The sequence below is a fragment of the Legionella qingyii genome (assembly GCF_003184185.1).
This window is the reverse complement of the sequence record NZ_QHJG01000015.1, coordinates 70,021-89,357: the sequence shown is the minus strand read 5'-3', so window position 1 is coordinate 89,357 and position 19,337 is coordinate 70,021. Positions and strand designations below refer to the sequence as shown.

The window sequence follows — 19,337 nt, the reverse complement described above, 5'->3', positions numbered from 1 at the left end:
AGTTCACTATAGCAGCATTTTTTTAATGATCTCCGAGGAGTTTAATACGAAATTAATTTGATTGCTGCCCGTCAGAGTAGCTCCGATGACACAAGGGATATTTGTTAATGGTTCTTGCAACGGTTTGAGTACAATTTCCCTTTCACCAATAATTTCGTCGACAAGTAAGGCAATACTGTCCCCATTTTTTTTGATTACAACAACAGAGATATGTTCTTTATTATTCTGTTTCTTTTCATCAAGATGCAGTACCTTAGACAACGAGCATAACAAAACTGGTTGTTCTTTGACAAGAACACTCGGGCTTCCTTCCACGGTTATAACTTCATGCCGTTTTAATAACATCACTGTTTCTACAGAGTTGGTAAGAATCACAAAAATTTGACCGTCACAGGCAACAGTCAACCCACGTTCTGTAGCCAAGGTGAGCGGCACTTTCAGAAAGAAAATGGTTCCTTTTCCGGGTTGACTTTCAATACTGACCTGGCCTTTTAAGCGAAGCAAATTGGAACGTACGACATCCAAGCCCACGCCACGCCCAGAAATATCAGTTGCAATTTCCCGAGTGGAGAAACCCGGTCGAAAAATGAGCTCGTAAATATCTTCTTTTTTCATATTTTCAAGCTCAGCTTGGGTAATTATTTTTTTTTGTAACGCGATGCGAATCACATCATCTGCTTTAATGCCGGTACCATCATCAATGATTTTGAACACAATCTGGTTATCTTCCTGATTAACATTGATACGAATATTGCCTTGAGGGGATTTGCCGGCTGCTTTACGGGCTTCAGCGTTTTCTATACCGTGATCGATTGCATTGCGTAAAAGATGCACGATGGGATCTTTTAAGCCATCGAGGATCATTTTATCAATTTTTACATCATTACTATTTATTTCGAGTTCCACTTGTTTATTTAGTTCATGGCCTAAATCACGTACGATTCGCGGTAAATTCCGTAATTGGGTGGTTACTGGAATAAGGCGCAAAGTGCGAATTTCATCCTGGAGCGCATTTAATAAGATGGATAGTTCGTTAACGGGGGTTCGTAACTCCCTTTGTATTAAGTGAGTTGCATTATTGATTTGAGATAATTCAACAAAACTTGTGGAGAACAAGGAGAGCAAAGGTTCTTCTTCCTCTTGAGCAAGGATTTTTAAATTGGCTTTATTTTTTTTCCATAATTGGACCAGATTCTCGATTTCATAATTCAACTTGGTTAATTTGTTGTAATATTCTTCGATGGCAATTTTAATGGTTTGAATTTCTTCTGTATAAACTGAAACACGATCCAAATTTTGTAACGAAACGCGGATTGATTCAAATTCACTTGTTTTTGTTTGTACTTCTTGAGTTACGGGTGCTTTTTTAACCGCAGATAGCTCAGCACTTGATCCTGGAGATGGAATTTCTTCAGAGGACAATTCATTATAATGTTCTAGTTGCATTAAGTGATTTTTTAAGTCAAACGATAGTGGTTTTTGCTCACTGAAACATTGCATGGCTTCATTCATGTAATCGATCGATTGCAGACAAAGATTAATCAAGCCCGGAGAAATTTTTATGCTTTTTTTCTGGATGGCGGTAAATAAAGTCTCTATATGATGAGCAATCTCACCTACATCAAGAGCTCCTATACCACGCGAAGAGCCTTTGATGTTATGCGCAATACGAAAGATTTCCTCGAGTAAACTCTGGAACTCATGTTCTGATTGAGTTCCTTTTTCAAGCTGCAGCAAACCATCGGTAATGGTGATTAAATTTTCCTGAAGTTCTGCTTTGAATGTTTCAACAAGTTTTTTTACAAATTCATTGTCTAATGCTTTAGTCGCCGGTTTTTCTTCAGGGACAATAGGCTTAGGTGAAGGCGATTCTTCTATATTTGCGATTTCTTCAGTCTTTTCGGCATGAAGAGCCTGTTGTAACTGGTACAATAATGCATGAAGCTCCGCGGATGGTGGCTTTTTTTCTATAAAATCATGAAGAATTTCACGCATTCCATCCACGGCGTGAAACCCTAAATTAATTCGTTCAAGTGATACGTTTTGAGATGGCTCAAAAAGTTTTTCAATGTACTCAGCTATTTTCCCCAGATCATCGATACCAACAGAAAATGCAGATACTTTAATATTTCGTCCTGCTCGGGAAATTTCTTCCATCATAGGACTTATATTACTCGTTGATTCACTACGCTCAATCATTTTTAAATGATCCGTGATAATTATCAGTAATGATTCAAGTTCTGCACTAAAGGTTGCAAGTAATTGATCGTCTGGAGTCATATGGAGCTCCTAAACTTTGTAGATATCTATATCATCCTTTAGATGTTTGGCAATATCATCCAAATTATGAATAAATGTCATCATCTCTTTTATTCCGCTGGAAAAAGTTGAAGTAGTGCGATTAATTTCATTCATGCTTTCAACGATTTGTTCAATGCCAACTGCTTCTTGGCGAATAGCCACCTCGATGTGTTGACTTGAAATCGACGCTTCATTAATCATTTTACTTAAAGCCTGGATAATTTGGCCTGCTTTTTCAATGAGTTTTAGTCCTGAATCAAGAGTCTTGGTTCCTTCTTCGGTTACGGTAACGGCTCGTTCTGTAGTGCGTCGAATGTCTTCAAGAATTTTTTGGACCTGCACGGTGGATTGTTCTGATTGCTCTGCAAGATTTCGCACTTCCGTTGCTACGGCGGCAAAACCTTTTCCAGCTTCTCCGGCTTTGGAGGCTTCAATTGATGCATTCAATGCTAGCATTTTTGATTGTTGGGCAAGAGTATTGACCACCGAAGTAATGTCGCCAATTTGTTGCGTGTGATTACTTAAATCAAGAATGGTTTGCGCTATAAGCTTCATCTTTTCTTCAGAAGCTTTAATGCCATGAATACTCTGCTCGACTGATTCGGTGCCTAGTTTTCCTTGCTCGTAGGTATTTTTAGCAACTTCCCGTAGCATTTGTGCCTTAGCCATGGTTTGCTTTGAGCTCTTATCTATTTCTTCAAGTGAAGCACTGATTTCATTAATAGCTGAGGCTTGAGAAGTAATACCTTCTGCTTGTTCATTGGCTGATGTGAGTACCGTGCCAACCATGGTGACTATATCGCTGCTGACTTTAGTAATTTTTTTGGTGATTGATGCCAATCCATCGGTCATCGAATTTAAATCTCTGCCTAGATCCTGCAATACATCTTCTTTATCTATTTCAAGACGCTCCCTAAGATCACCTGAGGCAACTTTACTGCTATGTAGTCTAAATTTTTTCGATGAATTGACTAATTTTTCAAATAACTCTCGAGATTCTTCTTCTTTATTGCGAAGGATTTCTTCATTTTTCTTAATCGCCTCTTGCATTGTTTTTAACGATAACAGCATTTTACCCAATTTATCTGCAGATCGGATTTGGATATCTATATCACGCTCACCGGCTGCGATGCGTTCTGCAATATTAATTGCATTATCCACTGGCCGCGCTATCGATCGTTGTGTTATGTAAGGAACTGTGATCGTTAAAAGAATGGCAAGAATCAATAATGCATAAGCAGATTTTTTTAGGGAACTTAAGCTTTCATTGATCTTATCCGTATTTTTTTCAATTTCCTTCGATAAAGATGAATACAAGCCACCACTTCTTTTGCCTGTTTCTGAAGAATAAGTACCCAGTATAATGTCAATCATTGCATTTTCGACATCTCTCGTCTTATTTCGGCTATTTTCTACATTACTTGAATTATTGGGATCTCTGGGGGCATTGATGAATGATGTTTGAATATCATAAAGAGGCGTATATAATTCTTGCAATTTATCCCATTTAGTCTGTAATGTTTTATCACCGATTGAATGCATTACTTGATCCCAACGGTTCCTGACTTGATTAATTTGACCCCACAAACGGGCGAAATGCACTTTGGCGCTCGGATCCCCCGTCATCGCCCAGTGTTCGAGAAGGTCTTGGGTTTGATAGATTTGGCTATCAAGAATTTCAGTTAAGTTTTCACTACGAATTTCCTGACTCAGATAGACTACGTTGTTTACTTTGGGGATCAAATACAGAATTGATAGTATTACAGGTAAACTAAGGGTCATAAAGCCAATCAACAAACGAGCACGTACTGTAAGAACAAACCGTTTATTCCCATTAGTTTCCATGAGTTTCTCCTATCTTATATAAACGCATTTTAAGTTCTTGGCTTAAACTTGATATGAACGTTTCTACATTAATGATTGCCGTAACGGCATGATGTAATCCCAGAATATATTCTGGATTAGTCACATTCGCAGAAGATAATGGCGCGGCTAGCTCGCTAGGTTGATAAAGCTCGCTACCTTCGACGTGATGCACAAGTAAGCCAAGAGTTATATTATTTGCCTGAACAACGATGATAAATTCACTATTCTGTTCCGTATCGGTAATTGCATAATTTAGATGAAAAAACTTAATGAGATCTACTACCGTAATCAGCGCACCTCGCCAGTTGATTACCCCGGCAATAAAATTAGGTACGAAAGGAGCTGGAGCGATGTTCACATTACGTAAAACTTCTTGGACATATTGATAAGAGATCCCATAATTTTCATTTTGGCCTAGGCTAAAGCGAACGAAAGTAATACCATGATTTTTACTGGTATCTATTTCCTGTTTGGCAAGTTGTTTTGCTCTTGCCTGCAGTATTTTAAGTGCTTCTTCATTTTTGGGTATCAATTCTGAAGCATGCTTTTGTTCTTTGATCATCATTCAAAATCCTTTTTTGTTTCATCATTACTATCCAGTGAGAAATAGATTGCACCATCATGATGAAAAACAAGATTTGTCCCAATTGTAACAATAGGATCTGATGCGCCCAGTAAAAGATAAGCATTTTCAGTCATGCATGCGCTTATCTTTTTCATAATTTTTGTAACAAGTTCATTATCAAAATAAATTAGCACATTGCGGCATAGGATTAAATCGACTTCAAATATTCCATTGATTATGGATGGATAGGTATTATCACATAAGTTTAGGTATTTAAATTGTACCAAATCACGAATCTCAGGCGATATAATATAAGTACGATTATTTTTTTGAAAATATCGTTGTAAGTAATTTTCTGGAATAGAGCGCATGGACCATTGTCCATATGTTCCTGAAATTGCTTTCTGTAGTGCGGTGGTATTGATATCGGTACCTAATAAATAGAGATCCCATGTATCAAGATTGGGTATGAGTTTATCCAACAACATGGCAATGGTATATATTTCTTCACCTGAAGAACAACCGGCACTCCAAATTTTTAAAGTAAAATCTTCTGATTTTCGTTTTATCAATTGAGGTAGAAGCTTATGCTCAAGTAAATTCATCTGATTTTTGTCACGAAAAAAGTAGCTTTCTCCCACTGTAATTGCTGCAACTAAATCAGCTAATAAAGAAGAATTACTGGCGCAGCATTTTAATTGCTCCAAGTATTCTCGGGGTTGGTAATTGAATTTATTACATGCAGCAGTAATGGTTTTTGCTAATTCTTGAGCTTGGTTTACATGGATAATAAGTCCATAACGCTCATGAATTAATTCTATAAATGCAGGCTCAAGTTTTTTTATGTCATTTAATATATTAGTGCTCATGTTGCTCATGATTCGTAGTCGAATGGTGGAGTTGGGTTAACTTTAAAGCAAAAACCCAATCGATGTTAATCAATAGTGAAACCCCTGTTTCCAGCGTCACAGCGCCAAAAAAAGGTGAGTTATTACTTGTAAATTCTTCATGTATTTCGATTTGTTGTTCATCGACAGGACTCAATCCAAGGACTTTATCAACAATCAAGCCAACCTGATGCGTTCCATCAGCGCAAAGTAGAATGGGCGTATTTAATGGATAGACTTCATTTCGTGTCAAGCCCGTACCAATAGCCAAGTCAAGCACAGGAATGCAATTGCTTTTAAAATTCATTAATCCCGCAAAATAGACTGGACTGGATGGAACGATTTCGAGCATAGGCAAAGGGAGGATTCTTTCTATATAACGTAAATCCATACAGACTTGTATGTCTTGTAAGAGAAAATGGAGAACTGTAAGGTTCTTGGGAAGCACTTTATACATTCCTTCTTTTATAATTCGGCGCCCTATCTAAAGCGTAGGTGATGCTCGTGTAAAAATAAATTATTAATTCCATTTTATATTTATAGACCTAATAGGATTGATGCACAAGACATGCCCTATGTGTTTTAAGTGTGGTCTTACAGGGAGGGATCATAACTCGGACGTATAGCGCCCAAGTTATGATTATAATCAGAGATGCTCTAGGGCCTTATTTGCATCACCTATCCTGGAATTGAAGATTAATGGTTCCTCTAGGCTTCTTCATCTTTATGGGATGCAAAATAATTTAAATCCAATTCTCGGGCTGCCTTAACATCATCTAACCGTTTGACCGGTAACGTATGAGGGGCATTTTTAACCAAGTCAGGGTTTGTGGCTGCTTCTTCTTTAATCATTTTCATGATTCCCACAAAATGATCTAATTCTTCCTTGCTCTCAGTTTCCGTTGGTTCAATCAGGAGGCATTCAGGAATGAGCAATGGGAAATAAGTAGTTGGGGCATGAACGCCATAATCCAACAGCCTTTTGGCAAAATCCATTGCGGTAACCCCAAATGTTTTCTTTTCTGGACTTAAAGTAAGAATAAATTCATGAGATGCACGTCGGTTCGGATAGGCTGCCGTAAAACCTGCTTTAGTCAGTTCTTTGAGTAGATAATTTGCATTAAGCGTTGCGTATTCTGAAACGCGAAGTAATCCTTCTTTACCGAGCACGCGCATATAAAAATAGGCACGCAGTAAAATACCTGCATTTCCCATAAAACAAGACAGACGGCCAATGCTTTGTGGATAGTCCTGGCGAGTTGCCCATTGATATCCTGAATCGGATTTTTTCACGACCGGTAGGGGTATAAAGGGGAGCAGGCGCTTACCTACAGCTACAGGACCAGCACCAGGTCCGCCACCACCGTGCGGGGTTGCGAATGTTTTATGCAGGTTTAAATGCATGACATCAAAACCCATATCCCCGGGTCTTACTTTTCCCAAAATAGCATTAAGATTGGCACCATCGTAATACAATAATCCCCCTGCTTGGTGAACAAGTGCCGCTATTTCTTTAATTTGGCGCATGAATAGGCCCAAAGTAGAGGGATTGGTTAGCATGATACCGGCGGTTCTTGGTCCCAGTTTGCTTTTTAACGCTTCAAGATCGATGTCGCCATCCGCAGCAGTAGATATTTCAATAATCTTAAAGCCACACATGACAGCAGAGGCGGGGTTTGTACCATGGGCCGCATCGGGGATCAGCATTTCATCGCGTGCGGTATCACCTCGGGATTGATGATAGGCTTTAATCATCGCAACGCCGGCAAATTCTCCTTGTGAGCCGGCCATGGGTGTTAAAGAAACACCAGCCATTCCTGTAATTTCAGCAATATGTTCTTGCAAGAGATACAAGGGCTCTAAAAAACCTTGGCTATTTTCTTCTGGGGTCAGAGGATGACGATTGAGAAAGTTGGCTATGGATGCTGCTTTGTGAACTCCTCGAGGATTATACTTCATGGTACAAGAACCCAGAGGATAAAAATTGCTATCAATCGAGAAATTTTTATGAGACAAACGAGTAAAATGCCGGACTACCTGTAATTCGGAACATGCAGGCATTTTGGGGGGTGTTTTTCGCTGCAATTCAGCAGGAATGGCGTATTTACTGGTTGAAATTTTGGGCGCTTGGGCTGTTGCCTGACGGTCTTTTTTAGATAATTCAAAAATCAACATAATTTGCCTTCCATTTTTTGAATAAATTCTTTAAGTTCAGCTCGATGATTGACGGGGGTAAATTCAATAAATTGATACTCCGCAATTTCCGCCAAATAATAAGGATCCTTTTTAAATATGGATTCGAGATAGGCGCGATCATTTGTGGCTGCTATGATAATTCCACCTGTACGGGGTCTCATGGGGCCTGAGACCAGCAATAAGCCTTGCTTATAGTAGTAATCAAGAAACTCTCTATGTGCTTGCAGGTACTTATCTACTTCACTAAGCGGAACCAAGTAGGTTAACTGGATTACAAACATGAGACACCTCGTTGAGACATAATGGATTTCAAGGTTTTGGCATAAAGTGCTATTTCTTCTTTAGTACGCATTTCTGTCGCACAAACTAAAAGGGTATTCGCCAATTGAGGATAATGAGTTCCTGGGGCATAACCTCCTGTAATTCCTGCCTGCGCCAATTGTTGTAACACTTTATCTACAGGTTGGTCGAGTTTAATTAATGCTTCATGAAAATAAGGGGCAGCAAAAACCTGCTCGACACCATCAATTTGGGTTAAAGCATCTACTAACTCATGAGTATTTTCATGGCATTGGCTTGCAACCTGACGTAATCCTTCAGCACCTAAAAGGCTCATATGAATGGTCGCTGCGGTAACTAACAAACCTTGATTCGTACAAATATTTGAGGTTGCCTTGGCTCGACGTATATGCTGTTCACGTGCTTGCAACGTTAAAGTAAATCCTCTTTTCCCATCTTTATCCAAAGTACATCCAATGATACGGCCAGGCATTTGGCGTACATGAGCCATGCGGGTACTTAAAAAACCAAAATAAGGACCACCCGATGCCATAGGAGCGCCTAAAGGTTGTCCCTCACCGCATGTAATATCCACGCCATGTTTCCCCCATGAGCCTGGTGGCTTTAATAAGGCGAGCGAAACCGGGTTAACGCAAGCAATACTGATGGTTTTATTGTGCTGCGCCCAATCGCTTAGTTCATCTACTTTTTCCAGACAGCCAAAAAAGTTAGGCTGAGCGATAACCAGTGCAGTTATATCTTCTCCTGTATATCGTTCCAATGCAGAAAGAGAGGTAATTCCTTGCTGTTCATCAAAAGGCAATATGATTACTTCAATATGCTGGTTACGCAGGATGGTCTCAATGGTTTCACGATAGAAGGGATGAATTGTCCCAGGGATTAATACACGACTTGTTTTGCTATGCTTATTAACTCGTACCGCCATTAAAATGGCTTCGGCTAATGCTGTAGCACCATCATACATCGATGCATTAGATACATCCATGCCTGTTAATTCACAGATCATGGTTTGATATTCGTATAATAATTGCAAAGTGCCTTGACTGGCTTCGGCTTGATAAGGGGTATATGCGGTTAAAAACTCACCACGAGAAGCGATATCCCACACTGCTGCAGGTATATGATGCTCATAGCATCCTGCACCCATAAAGCAGATTCCATTTATATTTTTATTCGCCAGATTTTTTGCTTCTTTGAGCATATCCATTTCATTGATACCCGCCGGTATATTTTGAAATCCTGCATATTGCAAGGACAAAGGGATTTCATCAAATAAAGTTTGTGTATCTTGAACCCCAATGGAATCAAGCATGACTTTGCTGTCTTCAGGAGTATGTGGGATATAAGGCATAATTAATGCTCCTCAGCGATCTCGTTTTGATATTGTTCAGCAGTCAATAAGCTATTAATTTCATCTGGATGACTGGGCTTTATTCTCACAAGCCAACCTGCCGCATAGGGATCAGAGTTAACAAGAGCTGGATTTTCGACAACTATTTCATTGATGGCCGTAACGACACCGCTCACTGGTGCATAAAAATCAGAAGCTGCTTTTACTGACTCGACAACACCAAGTTCTTCTCCAGCACTTACTTCATCACCAATTTCAGGCAACTCGACAAAAACCATGTCACCCAATAATTGCTGGGCATGGTCGGTAATGCCTACAGTTACTTCATTCTGTTCTTCTTTCAGCCATTCGTGGGTATTAGTGAATTTTAATTCATTCATTGCATTGTCCTTATTTAATTCTATAGCACTGAAGTGAAGTTGAATCTATAGAATCTACAAGTTACTAGAAACTCAGATTCTGCTTCTTGCATTCAGACCACAAGTTCTCACTTTTAATTAGGAGCTGTTTGCATTTCTACTATCTTGGCCAAACTTCCCTGATTTTCTGTGCTTCAATGCCCATACTATGCTGCGTTTCGGTACTCGAAAATCAAGGCAGTTTGGCTCAAGTTAGCGAAATGTAAACAGACCCTAACTTAATTCGATGCCTTAAATTGCTTTTCCTGCTTTTACAAAACGCGGTTTGCCTACTTTTGCCGGGAGTAATTTGCCGCGAATATCAACCATTACCTCCTCACCGGTTTCAACTGGAACTCTTGCCAAGGCTATAGATTGTTCCAGTGTAGGTGAGTAGCTCCCACTCGTAATAATTCCATCAGCACAACCTGGGATTATTACTTTTTGTCCATGACGCATAATTCCTTTATCTAATAAAGTAAGCCCCACCATTTTTCGTTTAATTCCAATTTGTTTTTGGGAGAATAAAGCGCCCATGCCAATAAAATCACGGTCTGCGGGTTCCCATTTAATAGTCCAACCAAGGCCTGACTCCAAGGGACTGGTGGTCGTATCCATATCCTGGCCGTAAAGAAGCATTCCTGCCTCCAGGCGAAGAGTATCTCGCGAACCTAATCCACAAGGATGAACGCCAACCTGCATTAAATCATTCCATAATTGGACAACACATTCTTGAGGGGCGATGATTTCAAATCCATCTTCGCCAGTATACCCAGTACGGGCAAAAAACCATTGTTCCACATCCACACATTCGAAATTTGTCAAAGTAGAAACCGCGTCAATTTGTGCAGGATTAAGTATTTGTTGTGTTTTTTCTATGGCGTTAGGTCCTTGTACGGCAATCATCGCCAATTCTCTACGTTCTTGCAAGCCAACAGCAAATCCTTCACTTTTTTTGCGAATCCAGGCCAAATCATTTTGTCGGGTTGCAGAATTTAGGACGACTCTATAATTATCTGACGCGCGTTGATACACGATAAGATCGTCAATAATTCCACCATGTTCATTACACATGCAACTGTAAAGTGCTTTTCCGTTGTGTTCAAGCTGATCCACATCATTAGTTAAAAGCTTGCGTAAGAATTGACGGCCACCGGCACCAAGAATATCAACAATAGTCATATGCGAGACATCGAACATGCCCGCATCTTTACGCACATAATGGTGCTCATTAAGCTGAGAACCATAATGCAAAGGCATTTCCCAACCATGGAAATCAACCATTTTAGCGCCACATGCTTGGTGTGTGGCATGGAGAGGGGTTTTAGCAATCATTGTACGTCCTTTTTCAATCACCTTAGTGTGGGTGATTATACCTATTGCGATATATACTGTATATTGCATACTGCATATTTCTTAGGACTACTTTAATGACTTGGCTAAATGTTTGGCGTTGGATGTTGGATTTAGGATGGTTATTCTTTCTCCTGATACTCCTCCGGCATTTTTGGCGTGATAGGCAAGTTTTAATGCAAGCGCAATCGTGGCTAAAAGTTAAAGGTTATATTACGAAATGTGAATGGACAAAAGTAGGTCATAGCGTTTGGCCTAAAATTGAATACACTTACCAAGTTGATGATAAAAATTTGACTGGGGAATATTTGTTTTTAGATACAGCACGTAATAATCCGAATAGTAAATATTCCCGCGGTATTGCTTATAAAGCGGCTATTGCCTTTCAAGAAAATACCGCGATTGATATCTATTATAATCCCAACGATCCTGAGGAGTCGGCTTTAGATGTAACCATGCCAATCAAATTAAATATAATTTTAATTTTGATTGGCATGTTAATCGTTATCCATCTCGGACTTATGGCTTGGCATTATTTGGGGTAGGGGTACCTGCTGGGGGCGTATTAGCTGGCGTTGATTCACTTTCTGATTCAACATCACATTTACAAGGTTGTTTGTTTATTATGGCCTGTAGACTGGTAATGGTATATCCACGTACTCCCTGTCCTGATGGGGCGACCATAAAATTAATATTTACTTTCAAATTTTGTCGTTGTTGATATTGTGGGTTTTGGTACACAACGATCAGCCCCATAGTTGCTTTCCAATGTGTCGGGTCGATATTAGTGATTACAGGTGGCGCAGTAGCTACGGCACTTACGCTATAAAGATTTTTTTGTACATCCTCTGGTAATTTGGAAGCATTTAAAGCATTGCTGTAGGCAATCCAGGCATCTGCAGTAAAATATTTCGCTATTTTTTTCTGATCTTCGAGATAATTTTTATAACTATAGGTATAGGTAGCAACGATTGCTTCATTGACCCAGACAGATAATTGCACTGGTTCCGGTTGTGCATAACTTAACTGGAAAAAAATTGATAAGAAAATAAAGGCTAATTTTTTAATCATAAGCATATCCTGTTTGCCATAAGAAAATAAGTTTAAGAGTACATTCACAATTAGATAGATTGTTTTATAGTGTAACCCATTCAATACACATAAAAAAATCCCCGGCAGCTGCCGGGGCAAATTTAATGTTTAGAGAATGAATCTAAACATTGCTCCACTTAAGAGGGGGTAAAGCGGAGCTAAGCATTCGGGGGAAATGCTCACTATATTAGACACGGAAATTATTAAAAAGTTCAATATTTGTGCAAATTATTTCTTTTTAGATAAAATAAAGAGCTAATTTATTGAATATTAATGTATTTTAATATTTTGTCGCATTTCACCTTGTTATTTTTAGGGTTTTTGACCAGAATACTCCTGGTCTTTATAAGAAAGAAAGCGATATATTCAGCCGCTATAATCTATCGGTTATGCCGTCTTTATGGTATTTTATTATCCTGAAACAAGCAGCTGAACTCGTATCTACAAAAACTAATTCCAGCGCAGTAATTTTGAGATGCACAGGCTTACATTGAGGCCCTTTAGTTTCACTGCTTTTTTGTTCAATTATATATACTGCGTGATTAAAAAGTTGCAGAGTGTATTTGGGTGTCGACAAAGTTATTGAGGAGGCATTGTGCGCGAGAGTCGGTTCTACTTTGCTAATCCTGATAGATTTGGCCGATATATAAATCGTTGGGATTTGCTGCTCCTTATTCTTATTTTTTCCATATTGTTTTTCTTGGGTTGGGCCGGATCGCAAATGGCCACTCCATATCAGTTGGGAGAGCAGATACCCATTTCATTGGATCCAGCCAATCTTCCCTTTTATGCATTGCGTACGGTACTTCGTATGTTTATTGCATTGTTTTTTTCAATCATTTTTACGTTTACTGTAGGGCTTTGGGCCGCTAAAAATCGACGTGCAGAACAAATCATTATCCCTGCGATTGATATTTTGCAATCCATACCCGTTTTAAGTTTTTTATCGATTACGGTAACCGCGTTTATCCGCTTATTTCCTAACAGTTTATTGGGGCCTGAATGTGCATCCATTTTTGCGATTTTTTGTGCCCAAGTATGGAATATGACTTTTGGCTTTTATCAGTCATTAAAAACATTACCACATGATTTACAAGAAGTTTCTTCTATGTTTCGACTTTCCGCATGGCAGCGCTTTTGGAAATTGGAAGTTCCTTTTTCCATGTCGAGTTTGTTATGGAACATGATGGTTTCTATGTCTGCCAGCTGGTTTTTTGTGGTTTTGTCTGAAGCGATCTCTGTTGCGCATCAAGACATCCGATTACCCGGGGTGGGTTCTTATATTGCCTTGGCAATTCAACAACGTGATTTACACGCTGTGGGTTATGCTATTTTGGCGATGATGATTGTTATTTTTTTATATGATCAAATCTTTTTCCGGCCTTTGATTGCATGGTCTGAAAAGTTTAAAACAGAGCCATCACATGATGAGGCTGAATATCAATCTTGGCTCGTGGATTGGATACGCGGCAGTCGGCTAATGAAGCAGTTTGCTGAAATCCTCAGTATTTTTACCGATCATTTTGTCAATGCGCGCTGGCTTAGAATCAATGAGACCAAAGTAATTAAAGAGATTGATTTTAAAAGACAGAAGCGCCTGGATCGACTTTGGAGCATCCTGGTTTTAATTAGCGTTGGTGCTGGAGCATGGTTTTTGTTGCGCTTTATTCTTGCAGAATTGAAAGTGAGTGATATTTTGCATGTATTTTTGCTTGGCGCCGCAACAGGGGCACGAGTGCTGTGCATGATTTTCCTGAGTTCATTAGTTTGGATCCCAGTAGGAGTGTGGATTGGTCTACGGCCAAGAATTGCGCAAAAAATACAGCCAGTGATTCAATTTGTTGCAGCATTTCCCGCAAATTTATTCTATCCTTTATTTGTGATTGCTATTGTTGCGTTTCATTTAAATGTCGAAATATGGGTGACTCCACTCATGATTCTTGGAACCCAATGGTATATTTTATTTAATGTGATCGCGGGAGCATCTACTATCCCCAGAGAACTCTATCTTGCTGCAGACAATTTTGGCTTAAAAGGATGGCTGTGGTGGAAAAGACTAGCCTTGCCCGGCATTTTCCCTTTTTATATTACTGGTGCCATAACCGCGGCAGGTGGTGCATGGAACGCCAGCATTGTGGCAGAGTTCGTAAGTTGGGGGGACACCACACTGAGAGCGACCGGTTTGGGTGAGTACATCCAGGCCAGTACGGCTACAGGAGATTTCCCCAAAATTGCTTTAGGTACTGCAATGATGTGTTTGTATGTACTTACTTTTAACCATTTGATTTGGCGTCCGCTCTATCGGTTGGCGGAAGAACGTTTTAACCTTAATTAATAGATACCTATGTCTGAAACCATTATTGCTATAGAAAGCTTACGCAAGTCTTTTAAAAAAGCAGCAGAACAAAATTTGCTTGTGCTTGAGGATGTGAACTTTAAGCTGCAAGAAGGCGAAATAGTTGCTTTATTAGGTAAATCCGGTTCAGGGAAATCCACTTTATTGCGTATTATTGCGGGTCTTATAGCACCCACTAGTGGGACTGTGACCTATAGAGGCAAACCCGTCACCAGTCCTGTTGCGGGAATTGCAATGGTGTTCCAGTCGTTTGCATTGATGCCGTGGCTTACTGTATTGGAAAATGTAGAACTTGGTCTTGAGGCGCAGGGAGTAAGTCGCGAAGAGCGCAGGCATCGAGCAATTGAAGCGATTGATATCATTGGTCTTGATGGTTTTGAATCGGCCTTTCCCAAAGAGCTTTCAGGTGGGATGCGTCAACGGGTTGGTTTTGCGCGTGCCCTGGTTATTAATCCTGATGTTTTATTAATGGATGAGCCTTTTTCCGCGCTTGATGTGCTTACCGCGGAAAACCTGAAATCCGACTTGTTGGAGTTATGGGCAGAAAAGAAAACCAATACCAATGGAATTTTATTAGTGACTCATAATATTGAAGAAGCCGCCACATTAGCTGACAGAATTGTAATTTTTGGCAATGATCCAGGTTACATTCGAGCTGAATTACCCGTCACCTTGCCGCAACCACGTGATCCGGAATCGCCTGAATTTCGGGCGTTAGTTGATAAAATTTATACTTTAATGACTACTGGCCCTAAAGAAAAAGCAAAGCGTGCCCAAAGAGAGCGGCAAATCGGTTTAGGATATCGCTTGCCTGATGTAGAGCCCTCCGAACTGACCGGCTTAATTGAGACGATGACCTCCTTTGAAGAGCGCATTGATTTACCTGAGCTTGCAGATGAGCTGATGATGAATATTGATGACTTATTCCCCATACTTGAAACCTTGGAAATATTAGGTTTTGCTAAAGTTTCTGCAGGGGATATCCAATTAAGCGACTTAGGAAAGCAATTTGCTGAGGCCGATCTTCAAGAGCGTAAGCAATTATTTGCGCAAAGATTATTGGAAAAGGTACCTCTTGCACGTTATATCCGGCGAATTTTAGATGAAAAAGTAGGGCATAGAGTTTCTGAGGAACGATTTTTGAGTAAGCTTGAAGATTATTTAAGTGAAAAAGAAGCAGACCGTGTATTACGTACGATGATTGACTGGGGACGTTATGCTGAGATTTTTGCTTATGATTTTAATACCGGAATTTTAAGTTTAGAGAATCCAGGTAAAGGAGCATAAAAGATTTAATGAACTAAATTCAGAAGCATTTATTAGCAACAAAATTGCTTTGCTACGCTTCCCTCAATCTCCAAAAACGACTCATGGAATGCTTAAATTAGAGCGAATAGTTTGTTATATTTGTTCAAATTCATCTCAAGGAAGGTTGTTTAGCATGGAGCAAAAGCAAGAATATGATGAGCATTTCAAAATAATCCTTCTAGGAAATAATGCGGTTGGTAAATCGTGTCTATTGCGTACTTATTGTGATCGCACCCCATGTAGTTTCGATGAATACATGGATACTATGGGGGTTGACCAAGAAATAAAACCGATTAATGTTTTCGATAAAAGGATACAGTTGCGTATCTGGGATGCTTCGGGAGCACCAAAATTACAGAAAATAGTTGCGTCCTATTTTCGATTTGTTGATGGAGCCTTGATCTGCTTTGACTTAGCCAATAAGGCTTCTTTTTCGGGCACGAAGGAGCATGTGGCTCATTTAAGGACAATTAGGAAAGATATCCCTATAGTTATAGTCGGTTGTAAAGCAGACTTGGTGAAACGAAGAGAAGTAACCTTCAAGCAAGCAAAGGAATTAGCGGATGAATTGGGCGGGGATTATTTAGAAGTTTCTGCCCTTAATGAAATGACTGTAAGGCAACTTTTTGCACAAATTACCCTTCAAATATATCTTTGCAAACAATTAAGTAAGCTCAAGCCCGCCTTAGATATATGTTTCAATAATTTTTTAAAGCTCAATAACCTTAATCGTGCCAACTTATTTACTGAACAGCACCAGAATTTACCCCTAAAAGGAGAAATAAGAGCGGAGTACAGAGCCCAGTTTGAAAAACTGTTTGCTTCCAGACGAGTGGACGAAGTGACTGAGTTTTGTAGAAAAACATTATATCTCATTGAAAAGACTAACAACTTTTATAAACAAGAGAGCCCTGTTTTGAGTACCTTTCTAACCAGTCCGCTTTCAAGTGCCCTAAAGGACATATTGGATGTTTTAAGTAGAATGTTGGGTGACATGATGGGATTTACCGCTGCGAAAGAACTTATATATCAGAAAAAATCCATCGAGCACGCACCTTAAATCACATTTTCGAGTCATTAGTGGTAAATTGTTTATATATAGTGTCACTTTGTAGGTGAGATGGATTCACGTCTGTGCGGTGGCCATACCTCAGATCCCGAATGTAGTGAGGAGCGCCTTCGTCGTAAACTATTCAGGATGAGGTGATTATAAGCGCATTAGTCGAACGTTTCACGTGAAGCATTAACTTATGTTTATATAAATTTCTTCGTATTAAGTACTGTAGACTGGGTTACGCTTAGTGGAATCAAGGGATTTGGGCTATGAATGAGTTTCTCGACCTGAGTTAGGGCTTGCGCCCTCACCCAGGTGTTTGAATGGTTATAATTAACCGGCTGATTAAGCCGATTTTCGTGTGAGGTAATTCAATAGTTCTAATAACCGCTCTGGGTTGCCAGCCATTTGTAAGTCGGTTTTATACTTATTATTTACCACAAAGGCAGGTACCGCATTAATTTGATAAGTTCCCATGAGACTCATTCCATTTTGTACACGCATATCAATGGTTGGTGAGTTTTCAAAAGCACTTTTTGCGATTTCCTTATCGACTCCTTGCGCAACGAAGAAACTGATCATTGACTGTTTGGAATCGAGAGGTTTTCTCTCTTCTTGTATGGCTTTAAACAGTAAAGGAGTCATTTTATCAGAAAGTGCAAGGGTTTTTGCGGTGTAGTAGGCTTTAGCATAGAGCTCCCAGGATGGTTTAAATACCACTGGGACACGTTCGAATTGAATGTTATTGCCCATCTTATTAACCCATGTATCGAGAGGGGCCTCTATTTTATAACACCAGGGGCAGCCATAACTAAAGAACTCTTCAATAATGGGGGTTTTATTTTTATTATTTGTTGCGTTCGGATTGGTAACAATTTGATAATCCTTCCCTTCAACAAATGATGCAGCTAGAGCCATTGCTGGTAAAAGAAAGAATACAGCGATTAATTTTTTTAACATAATTTAGTTTCCTAGTGTAACCCTTCAATATAATGTGCGACTGCTTCCATATCTTCTTGGCTCATTCTACTGCTAATATCTTGCATGATATGGTTTAAATCATTTTTTCTCTTCCCGTCTTTAAATGCATTTAATTGCAACACGGTATAAGCAGCATGTTGGCCAGACAGTATTGGGAAGCCAGCTTGAGCATTGCCCGTACCTTTAGGACCATGGCAGGCGATACATGCCGTAATCCTTTTTGCAAAATCTCCTCCACGGTAGATTTGCTCACCCCGTTTAAGAAATTGTTTAGGGGTACTGCCATTAGCAAGAGGCATTTTAGCATAATATGCTGCCAAGTCATCCATATCCTGTTTGCTCAATGTGGCAACAAGTGCATTCATTGTCGGTGCGTTACGTAATGCACTGTCTTTCATATCGTTCAGTTGTTTAATAAAGTATTTGGGATGTTGCCCAGCAATATTAGGCCAGTCGGGATTCGGGCTATTGCCTTGTTGACCATGGCATGCGGAACAAATCACCGCTTTGTCTGCTGCGGATGAGGTGTTTTCTTGAGCAAAAAGAACTAATGGAAAGCATAGAATAAAAGTGAGTACAAATTTTTTCATCGATTTCTCATAATAAATTCACGAAGTAATGGTACACTGCCTTAGTTGAAATCCCAAAATATTATAATTCTTATGTTGGAAAATCCTTATTCTAAAGCAGTTTTTTTACAAAGTGCTGCACGTGTATCTCAGTTACCTGAGGATTCAGGGTATGAAGTTGCCTTTGCTGGTCGTTCAAATGCCGGGAAGTCAAGTGCCTTAAATTGTCTCACTGGCATCAAAAATTTGGCCCGCACCAGTAAAACGCCCGGACGTACTCAATTGATTAATTTATTTGGAATTGATGAAATGCGTCGTCTTGTCGATTTGCCAGGTTATGGCTACGCCAAAGTCGCGTTGCAAGTGAAAATGGACTGGCAAAAAAATTTAGCGCATTATCTTGAAGTCAGGCAAAGCTTAAAAGGGTTGATTTTATTGATGGATATTCGTCATCCCTTAAAAGATTTAGATGTGATGATGATTGACTGGGCATTAAACCGTGAGCTCCCCGTCCATATTTTACTGACTAAATCAGACAAATTAAGCCGCAGCGAGGTAAAAAATACGGTATCAAAAGTTCGTAAGCATTACGAATTGGCAGAGCATTTAATTACCGTTCAATCTTTTTCTTCTTTGAAAAAGGAAGGGGTGGGGGAATTGATTGCTTTGCTAAATCAATGGCTTGATTGGTAACCTGGGTGACGCGAAGCAGAACCCAGGATTTCTGGATATGATAGAGCTTCTTTACCCTGGGTTTCGT

The 19,337-nt window shown here is 39.6% G+C and carries 19 protein-coding genes; 5 read left to right on the top strand and 14 right to left on the bottom strand.

Features of this window, described 5'->3' with window-relative positions; genetic code table 11:
• Positions 1-6 precede the first annotated feature (6 nt).
• From DGG96_RS10570 to gcvT, 10 genes are all read right to left on the bottom strand, one after another.
• A complete protein-coding gene (locus DGG96_RS10570; protein WP_110142636.1) occupies positions 7-2,280 on the bottom strand; it encodes a chemotaxis protein CheA in 2,274 nt (757 codons plus the stop codon).
• 9 nt (positions 2,281-2,289) lie between these two features.
• Positions 2,290-4,146, bottom strand: coding sequence for a methyl-accepting chemotaxis protein (locus tag DGG96_RS10565; RefSeq protein ID WP_110142635.1), 1,857 nt, complete (start codon positions 4,144-4,146; stop codon positions 2,290-2,292).
• Complete coding sequence (locus DGG96_RS10560; protein WP_110142634.1) at positions 4,136-4,732, bottom strand: chemotaxis protein CheW; 597 nt, start codon at positions 4,730-4,732, stop codon at positions 4,136-4,138. Before DGG96_RS10560 ends, DGG96_RS10565 begins: the two co-directional genes overlap by 11 nt.
• Entirely contained in the window at positions 4,729-5,601 is an 873-nt protein-coding gene (locus DGG96_RS10555; protein WP_233590585.1) for a CheR family methyltransferase, read from the bottom strand. Before DGG96_RS10555 ends, DGG96_RS10560 begins: the two co-directional genes overlap by 4 nt.
• Positions 5,591-6,076, bottom strand: coding sequence for a CheW domain-containing protein (locus DGG96_RS10550; RefSeq protein WP_110142632.1), 486 nt, complete (start codon positions 6,074-6,076; stop codon positions 5,591-5,593). The genes DGG96_RS10555 and DGG96_RS10550 overlap by 11 nt, the downstream gene beginning before the upstream one ends.
• Positions 6,077-6,327: 251 nt before the next feature.
• Positions 6,328-7,794 carry an aminomethyl-transferring glycine dehydrogenase subunit GcvPB gene (gene gcvPB / locus DGG96_RS10545; RefSeq protein ID WP_110142631.1) on the bottom strand — a complete coding sequence of 489 codons (1,467 nt, stop codon included), beginning with the start codon at positions 7,792-7,794 and terminating at the stop codon, positions 6,328-6,330.
• A complete protein-coding gene (locus DGG96_RS10540; protein WP_110142630.1) occupies positions 7,788-8,096 on the bottom strand; it encodes a YciI family protein in 309 nt (102 codons plus the stop codon). The genes gcvPB and DGG96_RS10540 overlap by 7 nt, the downstream gene beginning before the upstream one ends.
• On the bottom strand, positions 8,087-9,466 hold the full coding sequence (gcvPA, locus tag DGG96_RS10535; RefSeq protein WP_110142629.1) for an aminomethyl-transferring glycine dehydrogenase subunit GcvPA: 1,380 nt from the start codon (positions 9,464-9,466) through the stop codon (positions 8,087-8,089). The genes DGG96_RS10540 and gcvPA overlap by 10 nt, the downstream gene beginning before the upstream one ends.
• A gap of 2 nt (positions 9,467-9,468) precedes the next feature.
• On the bottom strand, positions 9,469-9,846 hold the full coding sequence (gcvH, locus tag DGG96_RS10530; RefSeq protein WP_110142628.1) for a glycine cleavage system protein GcvH: 378 nt from the start codon (positions 9,844-9,846) through the stop codon (positions 9,469-9,471).
• A 270-nt stretch (positions 9,847-10,116) separates the two neighbouring features.
• Positions 10,117-11,199 (bottom strand): glycine cleavage system aminomethyltransferase GcvT, encoded by a 1,083-nt coding sequence (gcvT, locus tag DGG96_RS10525; protein WP_110142627.1) that lies wholly within the window; start codon positions 11,197-11,199, stop codon positions 10,117-10,119.
• Positions 11,200-11,294: 95 nt separating this feature from the next.
• Between gcvT and DGG96_RS10520 the strand changes: the two genes are divergently transcribed.
• The gene (locus DGG96_RS10520; RefSeq protein ID WP_110142626.1) at positions 11,295-11,762 is read left to right on the top strand and encodes a DUF3592 domain-containing protein; all 468 of its coding nucleotides are present in this window, start codon (positions 11,295-11,297) and stop codon (positions 11,760-11,762) included.
• Here DGG96_RS10520 and DGG96_RS10515 read toward each other — a convergent pair.
• Together DGG96_RS10515 and DGG96_RS21180 are read right to left on the bottom strand one after the other, a co-directional pair.
• Positions 11,737-12,288, bottom strand: coding sequence for a DotI/IcmL family type IV secretion protein (locus DGG96_RS10515; RefSeq protein WP_110142625.1), 552 nt, complete (start codon positions 12,286-12,288; stop codon positions 11,737-11,739). The genes DGG96_RS10520 and DGG96_RS10515 overlap by 26 nt on opposite strands.
• A gap of 394 nt (positions 12,289-12,682) precedes the next feature.
• Entirely contained in the window at positions 12,683-13,030 is a 348-nt protein-coding gene (locus DGG96_RS21180) for a hypothetical protein (protein WP_240610449.1), read from the bottom strand.
• Here DGG96_RS21180 and DGG96_RS10510 point away from each other — a divergent pair, their 5' ends adjacent.
• The 3 genes from DGG96_RS10510 to DGG96_RS10500 all read left to right on the top strand — a co-directional run bounded on the left by DGG96_RS10510 (position 13,031) and on the right by DGG96_RS10500 (position 17,033).
• Positions 13,031-14,644, top strand: a complete 1,614-nt coding sequence (locus DGG96_RS10510) for an ABC transporter permease (protein ID WP_240610448.1) — start codon at positions 13,031-13,033, stop codon at positions 14,642-14,644.
• Positions 14,645-14,653: 9 nt separating this feature from the next.
• The gene (locus DGG96_RS10505) at positions 14,654-15,952 is read left to right on the top strand and encodes an ABC transporter ATP-binding protein (RefSeq protein ID WP_110142623.1); all 1,299 of its coding nucleotides are present in this window, start codon (positions 14,654-14,656) and stop codon (positions 15,950-15,952) included.
• A 154-nt stretch (positions 15,953-16,106) separates the two neighbouring features.
• Positions 16,107-17,033, top strand: coding sequence for a Rab family GTPase (locus DGG96_RS10500; protein ID WP_110142622.1), 927 nt, complete (start codon positions 16,107-16,109; stop codon positions 17,031-17,033).
• A gap of 339 nt (positions 17,034-17,372) precedes the next feature.
• On the opposite strand, the gene DGG96_RS10495 is transcribed toward DGG96_RS10500, so the two are convergent.
• Both DGG96_RS10495 and DGG96_RS10490 read right to left on the bottom strand, forming a co-directional pair.
• Complete coding sequence (locus DGG96_RS10495) at positions 17,373-17,987, bottom strand: thiol:disulfide interchange protein DsbA/DsbL (protein ID WP_110142621.1); 615 nt, start codon at positions 17,985-17,987, stop codon at positions 17,373-17,375.
• Between the two features lie 11 nt (positions 17,988-17,998).
• The gene (locus tag DGG96_RS10490; RefSeq protein WP_110142620.1) at positions 17,999-18,598 is read right to left on the bottom strand and encodes a c-type cytochrome; all 600 of its coding nucleotides are present in this window, start codon (positions 18,596-18,598) and stop codon (positions 17,999-18,001) included.
• 72 nt (positions 18,599-18,670) lie between these two features.
• On the opposite strand from DGG96_RS10490, the gene yihA reads away from it, so the two are divergent.
• Positions 18,671-19,270: a ribosome biogenesis GTP-binding protein YihA/YsxC gene (yihA, locus tag DGG96_RS10485; RefSeq protein WP_110142619.1), complete on the top strand. Its 600-nt coding sequence runs from the start codon at positions 18,671-18,673 to the stop codon at positions 19,268-19,270.
• Positions 19,271-19,337: the final 67 nt, after the last annotated feature.

What these genes read in the sequence shown, in the direction of transcription:
- DGG96_RS10570 (WP_110142636.1), bottom strand. Translation starts at nt 2,280, where the DNA reads ATGACTCCAGACGATCAATTACTTGCAACCTTTAGTGCAGAACTTGAA.
- DGG96_RS10565 (WP_110142635.1), bottom strand. Translation starts at nt 4,146, where the DNA reads ATGGAAACTAATGGGAATAAACGGTTTGTTCTTACAGTACGTGCTCGT.
- DGG96_RS10560 (WP_110142634.1), bottom strand. Translation starts at nt 4,732, where the DNA reads ATGATGATCAAAGAACAAAAGCATGCTTCAGAATTGATACCCAAAAAT.
- DGG96_RS10555 (WP_233590585.1), bottom strand. Translation starts at nt 5,601, where the DNA reads ATGAGCACTAATATATTAAATGACATAAAAAAACTTGAGCCTGCATTT.
- DGG96_RS10550 (WP_110142632.1), bottom strand. Translation starts at nt 6,076, where the DNA reads ATGTATAAAGTGCTTCCCAAGAACCTTACAGTTCTCCATTTTCTCTTA.
- gcvPB (WP_110142631.1), bottom strand. Translation starts at nt 7,794, where the DNA reads ATGTTGATTTTTGAATTATCTAAAAAAGACCGTCAGGCAACAGCCCAA.
- DGG96_RS10540 (WP_110142630.1), bottom strand. Translation starts at nt 8,096, where the DNA reads ATGTTTGTAATCCAGTTAACCTACTTGGTTCCGCTTAGTGAAGTAGAT.
- gcvPA (WP_110142629.1), bottom strand. Translation starts at nt 9,466, where the DNA reads ATGCCTTATATCCCACATACTCCTGAAGACAGCAAAGTCATGCTTGAT.
- gcvH (WP_110142628.1), bottom strand. Translation starts at nt 9,846, where the DNA reads ATGAATGAATTAAAATTCACTAATACCCACGAATGGCTGAAAGAAGAA.
- gcvT (WP_110142627.1), bottom strand. Translation starts at nt 11,199, where the DNA reads ATGATTGCTAAAACCCCTCTCCATGCCACACACCAAGCATGTGGCGCT.
- DGG96_RS10520 (WP_110142626.1), top strand. Translation starts at nt 11,295, where the DNA reads ATGACTTGGCTAAATGTTTGGCGTTGGATGTTGGATTTAGGATGGTTA.
- DGG96_RS10515 (WP_110142625.1), bottom strand. Translation starts at nt 12,288, where the DNA reads ATGATTAAAAAATTAGCCTTTATTTTCTTATCAATTTTTTTCCAGTTA.
- DGG96_RS10510 (WP_240610448.1), top strand. Translation starts at nt 13,031, where the DNA reads ATGGCCACTCCATATCAGTTGGGAGAGCAGATACCCATTTCATTGGAT.
- DGG96_RS10505 (WP_110142623.1), top strand. Translation starts at nt 14,654, where the DNA reads ATGTCTGAAACCATTATTGCTATAGAAAGCTTACGCAAGTCTTTTAAA.
- DGG96_RS10500 (WP_110142622.1), top strand. Translation starts at nt 16,107, where the DNA reads ATGGAGCAAAAGCAAGAATATGATGAGCATTTCAAAATAATCCTTCTA.
- DGG96_RS10495 (WP_110142621.1), bottom strand. Translation starts at nt 17,987, where the DNA reads ATGTTAAAAAAATTAATCGCTGTATTCTTTCTTTTACCAGCAATGGCT.
- DGG96_RS10490 (WP_110142620.1), bottom strand. Translation starts at nt 18,598, where the DNA reads ATGAAAAAATTTGTACTCACTTTTATTCTATGCTTTCCATTAGTTCTT.
- yihA (WP_110142619.1), top strand. Translation starts at nt 18,671, where the DNA reads ATGTTGGAAAATCCTTATTCTAAAGCAGTTTTTTTACAAAGTGCTGCA.